The 12,777-nt window shown below is 53.1% G+C and carries 11 protein-coding genes and 1 other annotated feature; of the genes, 1 reads left to right on the top strand and 10 read right to left on the bottom strand.

Annotation, left to right across the window (positions count from 1 at the left end; translation table 11 throughout):
- Positions 1–69 precede the first annotated feature (69 nt).
- Positions 70–330 (bottom strand) — a binding site (T-box leader).
- 47 nt (positions 331–377) lie between these two features.
- From FPL14_RS23615 to hemL, 3 genes are all read right to left on the bottom strand, one after another.
- Positions 378–1,457: a hypothetical protein gene (locus FPL14_RS23615; protein ID WP_182300043.1), complete on the bottom strand. Its 1,080-nt coding sequence runs from the start codon at positions 1,455–1,457 to the stop codon at positions 378–380.
- A 287-nt stretch (positions 1,458–1,744) separates the two neighbouring features.
- Complete coding sequence (locus tag FPL14_RS23610; RefSeq protein WP_182300042.1) at positions 1,745–2,980, bottom strand: LysM peptidoglycan-binding domain-containing protein; 1,236 nt, start codon at positions 2,978–2,980, stop codon at positions 1,745–1,747.
- Positions 2,981–3,375: 395 nt separating this feature from the next.
- Positions 3,376–4,677, bottom strand: a complete 1,302-nt coding sequence (gene hemL / locus FPL14_RS23605; protein WP_182300041.1) for a glutamate-1-semialdehyde 2,1-aminomutase — start codon at positions 4,675–4,677, stop codon at positions 3,376–3,378.
- 98 nt (positions 4,678–4,775) lie between these two features.
- Between hemL and FPL14_RS23600 the strand changes: the two genes are divergently transcribed.
- Positions 4,776–5,438 carry a Crp/Fnr family transcriptional regulator gene (locus FPL14_RS23600; RefSeq protein WP_182300040.1) on the top strand — a complete coding sequence of 221 codons (663 nt, stop codon included), beginning with the start codon at positions 4,776–4,778 and terminating at the stop codon, positions 5,436–5,438.
- A 5-nt stretch (positions 5,439–5,443) separates the two neighbouring features.
- Here the strand turns inward: FPL14_RS23600 and hemB are convergent, their stop codons facing one another.
- The 7 genes from hemB to speD form a co-directional block, all read right to left on the bottom strand.
- Positions 5,444–6,433, bottom strand: coding sequence for a porphobilinogen synthase (gene hemB, locus FPL14_RS23595; protein WP_182300039.1), 990 nt, complete (start codon positions 6,431–6,433; stop codon positions 5,444–5,446).
- Positions 6,434–6,437: 4 nt separating this feature from the next.
- Positions 6,438–7,988, bottom strand: coding sequence for a uroporphyrinogen-III C-methyltransferase (gene cobA, locus FPL14_RS23590; RefSeq protein ID WP_182300038.1), 1,551 nt, complete (start codon positions 7,986–7,988; stop codon positions 6,438–6,440).
- Positions 7,989–7,992: 4 nt separating this feature from the next.
- Entirely contained in the window at positions 7,993–8,931 is a 939-nt protein-coding gene (gene hemC / locus FPL14_RS23585; protein ID WP_182300037.1) for a hydroxymethylbilane synthase, read from the bottom strand.
- 8 nt (positions 8,932–8,939) lie between these two features.
- Positions 8,940–9,593, bottom strand: a complete 654-nt coding sequence (locus FPL14_RS23580) for a precorrin-2 dehydrogenase/sirohydrochlorin ferrochelatase family protein (protein ID WP_182300036.1) — start codon at positions 9,591–9,593, stop codon at positions 8,940–8,942.
- Between the two features lie 65 nt (positions 9,594–9,658).
- A complete protein-coding gene (ccsA, locus tag FPL14_RS23575; protein WP_182300035.1) occupies positions 9,659–10,480 on the bottom strand; it encodes a cytochrome c biogenesis protein CcsA in 822 nt (273 codons plus the stop codon).
- Positions 10,481–10,508: 28 nt separating this feature from the next.
- Positions 10,509–11,918 carry a glutamyl-tRNA reductase gene (gene hemA, locus FPL14_RS23570; RefSeq protein WP_182300034.1) on the bottom strand — a complete coding sequence of 470 codons (1,410 nt, stop codon included), beginning with the start codon at positions 11,916–11,918 and terminating at the stop codon, positions 10,509–10,511.
- A gap of 216 nt (positions 11,919–12,134) precedes the next feature.
- Positions 12,135–12,536, bottom strand: coding sequence for an adenosylmethionine decarboxylase (speD, locus tag FPL14_RS23565; RefSeq protein ID WP_182300033.1), 402 nt, complete (start codon positions 12,534–12,536; stop codon positions 12,135–12,137).
- Between the last annotated feature and the right edge of the window lie 241 nt (positions 12,537–12,777).

Genomic DNA, 12,777 nt, shown 5'->3' with positions numbered 1-12,777 from the left:
ACGTCAATTCGGCTTTACCGAGAAATATTCCTCGTAAAGATGCTTAAAAAAACACAAAAACCTCCCGTCGCAAAGGACGAAAGGTAAACTTCCGTGGTACCACCTTCGTTCCGTTCGGCATCATTACCCGTAACGGCACTCGTTGCAAGATAACGGTTGCTACCGTCCAGCTCTACAGGATCGTCCCGAAACGGACGATTATTCAAGCAGGAAACTCCAGGGCGACTTGCAGCAGCGTGTTGTCCTGCGGAACCTCGCAGCGCCGTATTTACCGGCGGTTCCGCTCTCTGAAGGGTTAAACTGCCTGCTCTTCCCTATCCGTGTCTTTCTTACCTATTCTACCCGCCGTCCGTGGGAGAGTCAATACGGATGGAATCTCAAGACATATGGTGGTTTGAAGCTTGTCCCAATACTTCTATCAGCTTATGCAAAATCACGGTCTCCATTCCCCTTATTTCGTGCAGGCTTTCTTCCACCATCAAGAATAAGTTTTGGACTCGCGCGGCGGGAAAGGGGGAATCGTCGGTTTGCGCCATCGCGTCTCTCAAATAAAGATTCCGCATCGACATCGCCTTCTTAGCTACCTCTTTATATGCCGCGATGAGCTCGTCGGAATCGGTTAAATAGCCTTCCCTCTTCATATAGTCGAGGCGATCGACCATCGTTTTCTTATGCTCCCATAGAATGTGTAGCTGCCGGATGTCCGCCCTTCTCTTTAGAGTGGGATCTTCCCTGCTGACAAAATCGAAATACTTCAGCAAGCTGTCGTACACTTCGACGCCCAGAACGTCTTGCTCCGGATTGCGATTGATCCGGTTCTCGTCCGTATCCGCGCGTAAGTAATCTTGCAATTGATTGACAACGGAACGCATATCGAAATGATAACGATAGTTAGCATTGAACTTGAACAGGTAAGTACCTTGCTCCCCCACTTGCCCGTTTTGGATAAGCTCGGACAATGAGCCGTAAGCGCGGTCCAAATCATCGAACGAAACCATGTGATCCCCGTAAATCCCGAATTTATCGAAGCCTTGGCAATAGAAATGCTTACCGAAATCATATCCGTAAATGAGAAGGTGATGCGGTAACCGATAGGAGCCGAAAGCGTGGCTATGCGGAATCCATTGCTCGTCGATGAATACGTCAGGGTAATACCCCTCCTCAAGCGCCTCTACGCAAAAGGAGGACATCGACTTTAATCCGAGCATTCGGAATACCTCGACTCCCAGCTTGCGGTAATGCAGGAAGGGGTTATTATTATCGAACTCGGAACGTCCGCCCCTGTAAAAATCGAAAAAAAACTCTTCCCCGTTTTCAATGAATCGTCGGTTTCCGCTAAGTTGGATGAAGTTGCCGTAAAACCATGGTTGCGTATCCTTGTAGCTCGAAGTAATGCCGAGCGTATGCGCCCAACGTAACAATCCGACGATCGGAGGCTTGCCAATTGGCAGTTTCATAGAACGAGCACTCTCCTTTAAATTAAGAAGATCTCCTTGATATTCGCGAAATGACGCACTGAATAGGGAAAACCGGATTCGTTATTCTTAACCGTTGCGATGGATTTGTTGCGAGAGAGGAGATGAAACCAAGAGGAATGGAAGAAGCTCTGACTTCATTCTAGCAAAAAGATTCATGGGCGAAGGGCGAAAATCCCACAAGGAAGTGCCCTAATTCAATCACGTTTGCGGACAAGCCAAAAGACCGATCCTCGTCGAATGGAATCGAGGATCGGCCTTATTGTTTATTACGGAATGTAGAGGACTTGCCCTTCGGATAAGTAAGGTTCGTGCAATCTGTTATAGAGCTGAAGCTCCCGCGGCTGGACATTGTATCTATTCGCGATGAGTTCGAGCGTTTCCTCGCGTTGAACGATGCACAATCTCACTTTGCGGAACGATTGCGCGGGAGCGTTATTCAAGAATAACCGGGTCCATTCCAGCTCGTCGCCGGTACTTTGCGCCGAATTGCTCGCCAGCTGAGCCTTTTCTTCCGCCTGCGCGGCCTCTTGGATGCGCAGCTCCGCTTCTCTCTTCGCTCCCTTGTCGCCTAATTGGGACAGCAGCCCGACCCCGAATGGTTGCTGTTGCTGTTGTTGCAGTGCCGGGGCGGTGTCAAGCGCTTTGCCTCCAAGCGCTACCTTCAAATCCGGTTTTGGCTCCGCTTCGATTACCGCCTCTTGGGCCAAGGTTAATTCAAGTTCCGGAACAACCTCCGCTTCTTCCAGCCGTTCCTTCGTCACATCGCCCCACGGAGAGGACGCTTGCGCTTCGTTCACGGCTTCCGCCGACTGCTCCTGCGGAAGATCCGCTTCTTCTCTGGATTGTTCCGAGTGCTGAAACATGGACAGCCAACCGCTTTCCTTGGCGTTGTCTTGGACTTCATTCAGGTCCGCCGCGGACTGCGGCTCCAACGATTCCTCGCGCTCCTGTTCAATGAGCTGCTCGACATATTCGGGTGCATAATCGCCTGCCGGGAATGAGCCCGGATTTTCGTCTTCTAACCCGCCCCCTGCTTGCGGAAACCTTCCCGGCTCGGTCAGCTCGATCTCGTCGGTATCCGATCGGGCTTGGTGCACGACGGTAAAGCTGTCGTCCCTCCATATCGGACTTTCCGCCGACTGGACCTGCAACCCTCGCAACGCTAATACGCCCGTAACGTTTAACGAACGCGACGTCAGCAAATCGACATCGAAATTATCGATCTCCACGGCAAGTTCTTCCACGTTCTGAATCCGATTCAGCGGCAACGAGATTTCTACTGGTATCCAATGCTCCAGCTGGCTCGCGCCGGCGACGTCCTGAGACCGGTAAATTCCGGACAGCAACAGATGGCCCCTTAACAGGACCTGATCATCTTGAGGCAGCGCCTGCATATGGGGCACCAATTCGATTTCTTCCAGCTCTTCAATTGCGGCTACATCGTCTGGCAGATGCACACGTTCGTAAATATCGAATCGTAACCCGTTCAACTGGTCAGTCACGACGAAGTCCTCCTTTCGGCATAAGCCCCCGATCGCATAGACCGGGGTCCTTTACAATTCACTAATTATCTATATGCCGTGGTTAGTCGGGCATGACTGAAAAAGCAAACAACCCCTTGGATTTTGGCTGGTGGAAGAAGTACTCGTGGCGGATTTAACACGTCTCGATCGGGTTATTTCGATCGGGGGAGGTACTTTAGGCGGATTTAACACGACTCACTCGGGTTATTTCGATCGGGGGAGGTACTTTAGGCGGATTTAACACTACTCACTCGGGTTATTTCGATCGGGGAGACACTTTAGGCGGATTTAGCACGACTCACTCGGGTTTTTTCGGCGGATGCAAGCGCACCCCTTGCCATCAAAATGACAAGGGGTGCGCTTGTGGCAATAAATTATCCTTTTTCCAACGCCGCCCTGTGCGCCGCGATCGTCTGATCGATGTCGTCTTCGGAATGCGCGGTAGAAACGAACCAACCTTCGAAGGGCGAAGGAGCGATGTTTACGCCATTGTCCAGCAGCCTGCGGAACACGGTGCGGAACCGTTCCGAATTCGCGGTTTTGGCAACGTCGTAGTTAATGACATGCTTGTCCGTGAAGAACGGACAAACCATCGAGCCTACGCGGTTAATGGTCATAGGGATGCCCGTCTCCCGAGCATTGCGTTCAAGCCCCGCCTGCAGGCGAACGGACAATCTCTCCAGAAGCTGGTAAGCTTCCTCCGTCATTAGTTTAAGCGTCGTATATCCCGCTGCCATCGCCAGCGGATTGCCCGATAACGTTCCGGCTTGATAGATCGGTCCGACCGGAGCCATCTGCTCCATGATTTCCCTCCGGCCGCCGTATGCTCCGACCGGCAAGCCTCCCCCGATAACCTTGCCCAAGCAGGTCAAATCCGGAGTAACCCCGTACAGTCCTTGCGCGCAGTTCATATGGACGCGGAAACCGGTCATGACTTCGTCGAAAATGAGGAGACTTCCGTAGCTGGCCGTCAGTTCCCGCAAGCCGGATAGAAATCCCGGCAATGGCGGAACGACGCCCATGTTGCCCGCGATCGGCTCGACGATAACCGCCGCGATCTCCTCTCCGTAACGCTCGAACGCCAGCTTAACGGATGCAAGATCATTATAAGGAACCGTTAGCGTATGAGAGGCGACGCTCTCGGGCACGCCAGGGCTGTCGGGCAAACCCAACGTCGCAACGCCTGAGCCCGCTTTGATGAGCAAGCTGTCCGCATGGCCATGGTACGAGCCTTCGAACTTCAATATTTTACTCCGTTTCGTATACCCCCGAGCCAATCTTAACGCGCTCATCGTCGCTTCCGTCCCGGAATTGACCATCCTAACGATCTCGACGGAAGGAACCCGCTCGCACACGAGCTCGGCCATCAACGTTTCCAGTTCGGTAGGCGCTCCGAAGCTTGTCCCCTTTTCGGCGGTCCGTTTAATCGCTTCGACCACTTCAGGGTGGGCGTGTCCCGCGATCAACGGTCCCCATGAGAGGACGTAATCGATATACGTCTGGCCGTCTATATCCGTAATTCGGCTGCCTTCGCCCTTCTCTATGACCAGAGGCGTCAAACCGACGGACTTAAAAGCCCGAACGGGACTGTTAACCCCTCCGGGTATGACATGTTTCGCACGTTCAAAGGCCGCCTTAGAGCGGGTTTCCACGCGTTTTCGATGATTTTCGCTCATTTTCGTCACGTCCCTACTATCAGAATTGGAAATGGCTGTGGTAAACTTAGGACAAATAATCGTACTTATCGTACTTTAGTAGAGCAGGAGAGATACCGATGATCGAATGGCTGAAAAAAGTATCGCTGTTTGACAACTTAAACGACGAACAGCTCGAGCACATTCTTAGAATATCCCACAGACGCAGTTTGGCCGCAGGAACGACTCTTTTTCACGAAAAAGAAATGGGTTTGACCTTCTACGTCGTTCTAAGCGGATCCATTAAACTGTTTACGAGGAGCAATACCGGCGAAGAGAAGATCCTCTCTCTCGTCAATAGCGGCGAAAGCTTCGGCGAACTGTCGCTGCTCGACGGACGTCCGCGCTCCGCTACGGCGCAAACGCTGGAACCGACCACCGTGCTCGAGCTCTCCAGCGAGCAGTTCATGGACTTGCTGCAGGCGCACTTCGATATAACCCGCGGTATCTTGGCCGAGCTCTGCCGGAGATTGCGTACGACGAACGAGCACGTGAACGATCTGACTTTCCTCGACGGACGTACCCGGGTACTCAAAAACTTGATCGCTCTAGCCAACAAGAACGGCAAGAGGGACGGGAATATCATCTCCATCCCGGTGTCGCTTAATTACGACGAGCTTGCCCAGATGGCCGGCGTAACCAAAGCCGTATTATCCGAAGTCATTCGCGAATTGGAATCTCGCGGAGTTCTGCAGTTCGGCATCAACGAATACAAACTGAATTTATTAAAGCTTCGGGGCTAACCGCCTCAAATGCCTTGCAACCAGCGCGCGGCATCTTTGGCGTGATAAGTAATAATCAAATCCGCTCCCGCGCGTTTCATTCCGGTTAACGTCTCCAGCACGATCGCCTTCTCGTCGATCCACCCCTGCATAGCCGCCGCTTTCACCATCGAATATTCCGCGCTCACGTTGTAGATGACGATCGGCACGGAATAACGGTCTCTCAGCATTCTAACGACGTCGAGATAAGCAAGCCCCGGTTTCACCATGAGGAAATCCGCTCCCTCGTCCGCATCGGATTGAGCTTCCCTTAGCGCTTCGCGCGCATTGCCCGGATCCATTTGATAAGTCTTGCGGTCCCCGAATTGCGGCGAAGAATGCGCAGCTTCGCGGAACGGTCCATAATACGCGGAAGAATATTTCACCGAGTAAGACATAATCGGCGTATTCGAGAAGCCCGCTTCATCCAGTCCTTGGCGTATGGCCGCTACGAAACCGTCCATCATATTGGAAGGAGCGATAATATCGGCACCAGCCCGAGCTTGGGAAACCGCGGTTTGCGTCAGAAGGGCGAGCGATTCGTCGTTATCGATCACCGCTCCGCACTCCGTCGTATGAACGACGCCGCAATGTCCATGATCCGTATATGCGCACAAGCAAGTGTCGGCAACGACGACAAGCTCGGGATATGTCGCTTTGATTTGCCGAATGGCCTTCTGGACGATTCCGTTGTCATCGTATGCGGAAGTGCCTCTCGGATCTTTGCGGTCGGGAACCCCGAATACGAGAACCGACTGAATCCCTAGACCGACAATGTCAGCTAACTCTTGATCCACCGTATCCAACGACCAATGGTAAACGCCCGGCATCGACGTAATTTCCTCTTTAATCCCCGAGCCTTCCGTTATGAAGATCGGAGCGATGAAATCGTTGACCCCGATGCTTGTTTCTCTGATCAGATTACGCAGTCCGGCAGTGCCTCTCAGTCTGCGATGCCGGTCAAAAGTTATAGCCATGATGTTAATCCCCTTTCGTCATGCGTCTTCTATCCACCAACGCCTCCACTAAGCCGTCAATCGTATATTTCTCTGGAACGACCGTCACCGTTAGACCATGTTCCTTGGCCGTCTGGGCGGTAACCGGCCCAATGCAGGCGATCTCAACGTTTCGCAAGGCTTCGGCCGGATTGCTCACTCCTAATTGCCGCAACGCTTCCATCAAATTAACGACCGTCGAAGAGCTTGTGAACGTAATGACGTGGATCTCTCCGTTCTCCAGCATCTCCGGAAGCCATAGATCCTTGGGCGCCGACAGAACGGTATGGTAGACGTCGAGCTCGACAACTCGAACTCCCCGTTCCTTCAATTCCTTAGGCAGCGTTTCCCTTGCCAGATCTCCTCTAGGAAGGAGTGCGAGCTGTCCCGGGGCGATAACCCCGTCCAAGCTATCCAATAACCCTTCGGCGCGGAAGCTCTCCGGCAGCAGATCGGCGCGAATCCCCCGATCTCTAAGCGCATCCGCCGTCTTCGGTCCAACCGCGGCGAACTTCGCTTTATGGAATCGGCGAATATCGACTCCATACCGGTCTAGCCAGCGGAAAAAATATTCCACTCCGTTAACGCTCGTCAGCATAACCCAATCATAAGCTTCCGCCTGCGCCAAAGCCTGTTCGATCTCCTGCAGTTGTTCCGGTTTCTCCGGCAGCTTCATTTCGATTACGGGATATTCGTAGGTTTCTCCGCCTAGATCGTCTATCTTCGCAAGCAAATCGCTAGCCTGCGAACGAGCGCGGGTAATGAGAATTCTCTGCCCGAATAAAGGCTTTTTTTCGATCCAAGATAACGTTTCCCGCTGGCGCACGACGTCGCCTACGACAATGACCGCGGGCGGCTTCAAGTTCGCTGCCTTGACCCGTTCCTCGATATTGCTTAGGGTGCCGACTACGGTTTTTTGTTCCGCCCGCGTCCCCCACTGCACGAGCGCAACCGGGGTATCCGGAGATCTGCCGTGTTTAATGAGCTGATCGCTAATATAAGCAATTTTGGCAACGCCCATCAGGAAGACGAGCGTGCCCGTTGCGTTCGTTACTTTGTCCCAGTAGATCGACAGATCGAGCTTGTCCGGGCTTTCATGTCCGGTAATAACGGAGAAAGAAGATGCCATGTCGCGATGCGTCACGGGAATGCCCGCATATGCGGGAACGGATATCGCCGAAGTAATGCCGGGAATGATCTCATAAATGATGCCGTTCTTCTGCAATAAATCGGCTTCTTCCCCGACCCGCCCGAATACGGTCGGATCTCCGCCCTTCAGTCGGATAACGGTCTTGCCTTGAAGCGCCAGATCGACAAGCAACCGATTGATGTCTTCCTGCTTCATCGTATGGCGATCGGGGAGCTTGCCGACGTATATGCGCTCTGCGTCCGGTTTTGCAAAGTTAAGCAGCTGCGGCCCCGCCAGCCGGTCGAACACGATGACGTCGGACCGCTTTAAAGCCTCCAATCCTCGCACCGTAATCAGCTTAGGATCGCCCGGTCCGGCGCCGACCAGATAGACCTTACCCTTCTCCATCCGACTATTCCCTCGCTTCCGCTAAAATAGTATCCGCGCCGCGGCGAAGCAGCGCTTGCGCGACATCTGAGCCAACCTGCCGCGGATCCGGTCCGACAGCGGCTTCTCTAAGTATGTTCGTTCCATCAGGGGAAGCAACCAATCCCGTCAAGGCGACCCCAGCCTCGGGAGCATCGGATTCCAACTGCGCGTAAGCTCCGATCGGCACCTGGCACCCGCCGTTCAATAAACCTAACAAGCGACGTTCGGCAGCGACGGTTCTTTCGGTTGCCGGGTCGTTCAGCCGGCGAAGCACGCCGAGCACATTCTCGTCGTCGCCGCGGCATTCGATCGCCAGCGCGCCTTGCCCAACGGCAGGCAAGCAGACTTCCGGAGGCAGATATTCCGTAATCCGCTCCTTCCAGCCCATCCGATGCAAGCCTGCTGCTGCAAGAAGAATGGCATCGAAGCCTTCCTCGGTAAGCTTTCGAAGCCTCGTATCGATATTGCCGCGAATGGATTCGATCAGCAGATCCGGACGATGAGCATGAAGCTGAGCGGATCTGCGCAGGCTGCTCGTTCCGACGCGAGCCCCGTGAGGCAGCTCGGACAGCATTACGCCTTCTTTGCTGATTAAGCAATCCCGAGGGTCCTCCCGTTTGGGTACGGCCCCGATAACCAATCCTTCGGGAAGCTCGAACGGCATGTCCTTCATGCTATGGATAGCGAGATCGATCTCTCCGTTCAGCAACGCCTCTTCGATTTCCTTCACGAACAGCCCTTTGCCGCCAACCTTAGACAAGGTAACATCCAAAATGCGGTCACCTCGGGTGACGATAGGCTTAACTTCGAACGTATAGTCCAGATTATCCCTGGCGCACAGTTGTTTGAGCAGGTCGATGGTCTGATTCGTCTGCGTCAGAGCTAGCGTGCTCTGTCTGGATCCGACAATAATTTTACGCATATGTTTATCTATCCCTTCCGGTCAATTGCCCGTTGTCGTAATCGCGCGAGGAGTTCGGCGTTATCCTGCAGCCTCGGCGACGACCGCCATTCTTCCAAGGCCTCGTCGGTAACGGCTGCTTGCAGCAACGCGCGCCTCTCCGAGGGGTTTGCCACTTCCGATTTCACGATACCGCGGATCGTTCTTAATGCTTCAATGTTCTCATTGTATTCCGGGCCGTAGCGTTCAGCAAGCTCATCTATGATCCGAGCAGCCAACGCGGGCCCCGCCCCTGAAGCGCTAGCCGTCAACACCAGACCTCCTCGCCTCAAGACGGCGGGTAAAATAAACTCCCCCGCTTCGCCGGCATTCGCAATGTTAATCGGAATGCCCCGTATCCGGGCGGCATCCGCTAGACTCCGATTCGCATCCGGATCGTCCGTTGCCGCGAACGCGAGCATGGCCCCGTCCAAATCTTTCTCTTCCGCCTCCCTCTCGGTCCAGAGCAGTCGTCCGGCTTCTGCCCACGCCCTTAACTCGGGAGTCAATCGCGGGCTAATCAGACGGACGTCCGCCCGAGCTTGGAGCAACCCCTCCGTTTTGCGCTGCGCAACGAAACCTCCGCCGAAGACGACGCATTTTCGCCCTTCTACTTTTAACAATACCGGATACCAATCCGACACCGTTAATCCCTCCCCCATCCGACTTTACGCTCGGCCGGCAACCAACTCGGATACTTCTTTTTCGCTTATAGCAATTGATGAAACGAAGAAAGGGAATCAGCGAAAAATCCTGCGACCAAAGCGAGATAGCCGAGCAAATTCCATATCGCCAGCTTAGAGCCGTCATCGCGGGAAGCTAATCTTCGGATCAAATAAAAGATATATAGCAATCCGGCCGCGAAAGACAGCAAAACCTTCTCGTCTAACAGCAACGCCGGACTCTTATCGATTAATAAGGCGACGGTACCCGTAGACAAAGACAATAGCAGCAGCGGGATACCGATCAGCCCGGCTCGGTACGCATATTGATCGATCCATTCCAAGCTAGGCATTCTGCTCATGACGTGCGTCCACTTTTTAGCCTTCAGCCTCTGATGAAGGAACAGGTACATCACGCCGAGAATCGCGGTTACCGTCAATACCGCGAACGCCAACGTAATGAGACTGACATGGACGATGAGCAATCTCCTCGCGACTTCCCATGGCTCGAGCTCCATCGCTCGCTTAGGCCGTTCGATCAAATTAAGGGCCAATACCGCAAAACCGACCACGTTGACCAGAAGCACTAGCAGTTCTGCCCGCATAAGCCTGTTAAGGATAAAAGACGCCGAGACGAGCAGCCAAGATACGACAAACAAGAAATCTCTCAGCGTCAAAGTAGGAACGGAGAAACGCTCCATCAATAAGACCAATAAAAAGGCCCCCTGCAGCACCCAGACAAAAACAAGCAGCCCTGTTCCTACCTTCCTCGCGTTCCGGTTGCCGGATGCGGCATCGGACACGAAAAAAAGCAAGCTCAGGGCATAAATATAAAGTACGGCGTCGGTTAACCAGTCTTGTGTTACCATGGGAGCAGCGCCTCCAGCATCCCTTGCATTATCTTAGCGCTCCCGCTAGCTGTGACAGCAATTTCTCGACGTCCAGGATGGAGCCCGAGGCTGTTTCCGAGCCGCTGGCGGAAGGGTGCGGTTCTTTCCGGGACTTCTCCTCGGCCTTTTCTTCCGCTTTCAACTGAGCGACCTCGTCTTCAAGAGCGAACAGTTGAACGAATAGCTTCATCGCTTCATCGCTTCGCTTCTCCGCGGCAAGTTCCTTGATCCGCAATATCGGATCGTGAATGACTTGATTGACGATGCTCTTGGTTAGCTTGCTAATGACTTTCACCTGTCGGTCATCCAGCTCCGGCAGCTTGCGCATTAAACTCTCCAGCGTATTTTCCTGAATGGCTGCAGCCTTCTCCTGAAGCGCCCGAATGAGCGGACTAACCCCGAGAGTGGCATACCATTGGCGATAAGCTTCCTGTTCCAGCTCGATCATTTCCTCAATGATCTCCGCCTCTTTGCGCCGTTTGGCCATATTCGTCTCCACGATGCCTTCCAGATCATCGATATCGTAGAGAAACACGTTCGGAATGTCGCCGCAAGACGGCTCTATATCGCGAGGTACCGCGATGTCGATCAGAAACAACGGTTTTTTCTTCCGCGCGGACATCGCGGCTTCGATATGCTTGCGCGTGACGACGAACTTCTCCGCCCCCGTGCTGCTGATGACGATATCTACATCTTTCAAGCGTCCTAGCGCCTCGTCCAGAGCCATTGCCGAGCCTTGGAATTTCTCGGCCAGCTCCTCCGCCTTCTCCAACGTCCGATTGACGACGAATACTTCTTTCGCGCCGTTGGCGTGAAGATGCTGCGCCGTCAACTCGCTCATTTTCCCAGCTCCGACGATCATGATCGACTTGTCGTCGAACCGCCCGAAAATTCGTTTGCCCAATTCTACGGCGGCGTAGCTTACGGATACGGCGCTTTCCCCGACGGAAGTTTCCGAATGGGCCCGTTTAGCCAGCGTGATCGCTTGCTTGAACAACCGGTTGAACAGCGTTCCCGTTGCCTTCTGATCCTGTGCCAACAGGAAAGCATCGCGAACTTGACCCAGAATCTGCGTCTCGCCGATAATCATCGAATCCAGGCCGCTCGACACTCTGAAAAGATGCTCAACGGCGCGATCGTCCTCGTACATATAGAGATGAGAGTTAAATTCCTTGCGCGGGATCTTGAACCATTGCTCCATGAAAGCGCGAATGTAATGTCCGCACAGATGAAGCCTGTCCACGACCGCATATAGTTCCGTTCGGTTGCAGGTCGCCACGATTACTCCCTCGAGAATGCCCGTCGTTTGCTTTAACGCTTGCAGGGCAAGCGGCATCTCCCGTTCGGACAGGGCAAACCGTTCCCTTATCTCTACAGGGGCTGTACGATAGTTCAATCCGACAACGATAAGATGCATAGCATTCACCTGACTTTCTGCATGAGAGTAAGGGCAAGCCTTTATGTCAACGATTATTATAGCACAGTTAACCGGACTCTTTACCCTTAAATATGAAAACTTTATGAAAACCGTGCACGGATCTTCTTTCTATTGTCGGCGTTTTGTTCCATTCGTATTCCCTATGAATACGAAAAAGCCACGAGGATAGACCCTCATGGCTCCGTTGCCGTTACTTTATTTGACAAACTCGACTTGCTTAATCGTTGGTTCTTCGACCTGCAATTCGCCGAGTCCGCGAATCAATTTTTTTGCATACGTTTTTTCCGGTTTCAGGACACTGACAAGATAATCAATTGCCAATTGCGGATCCACGGTCTCGCCACAGGTATAACAATCGATCGCGGCAAAACCTCTCTCAGGATACGTGTGAATGGAGATGTGACTCTCCGACAGCAGGACCAATACCGTTGCGCCTTGAGGTTCGAATTGTTTAGCTTGAACCGAGAGTACAGTCGCGCCGCATGCTTCAGCCGCTTCCACCATGTGCGATTGGAGAAGTTCCGCACTATTCAGTAAGTCGATGTTTCCTCCCCATGTATCAACCGCAACGTGCCGTCCGAAAGTTGAATATTCCATCTTTCGGTTCCCCCTTCCTAGGAATAAAATGTGAAACTGATTTCATCCGCTAGGACCTACGTCATTCACTTGGAGGGAATTTGCTCTCACCGCATTCCTTGAGTGAATCCTGGTTCCTATTGTATTGTGTTGTCAACGAATCTAAAAATAACATCTATCCGGGGTAAATGCAACAGTTTTTTCGAAGGTTAACAAATCCTTTTATTTCCGCGTCCCGACAGGGTTTTGCCCAACTTCCCGC

The organism is Cohnella cholangitidis (assembly GCF_014107495.1).
In the GTDB taxonomy this organism is placed as follows: domain Bacteria; phylum Bacillota; class Bacilli; order Paenibacillales; family Paenibacillaceae; genus Cohnella; species Cohnella cholangitidis.
Note: the sequence above shows the minus strand (reverse complement) of the source record. Positions and strands in the feature narration are given on the sequence as shown.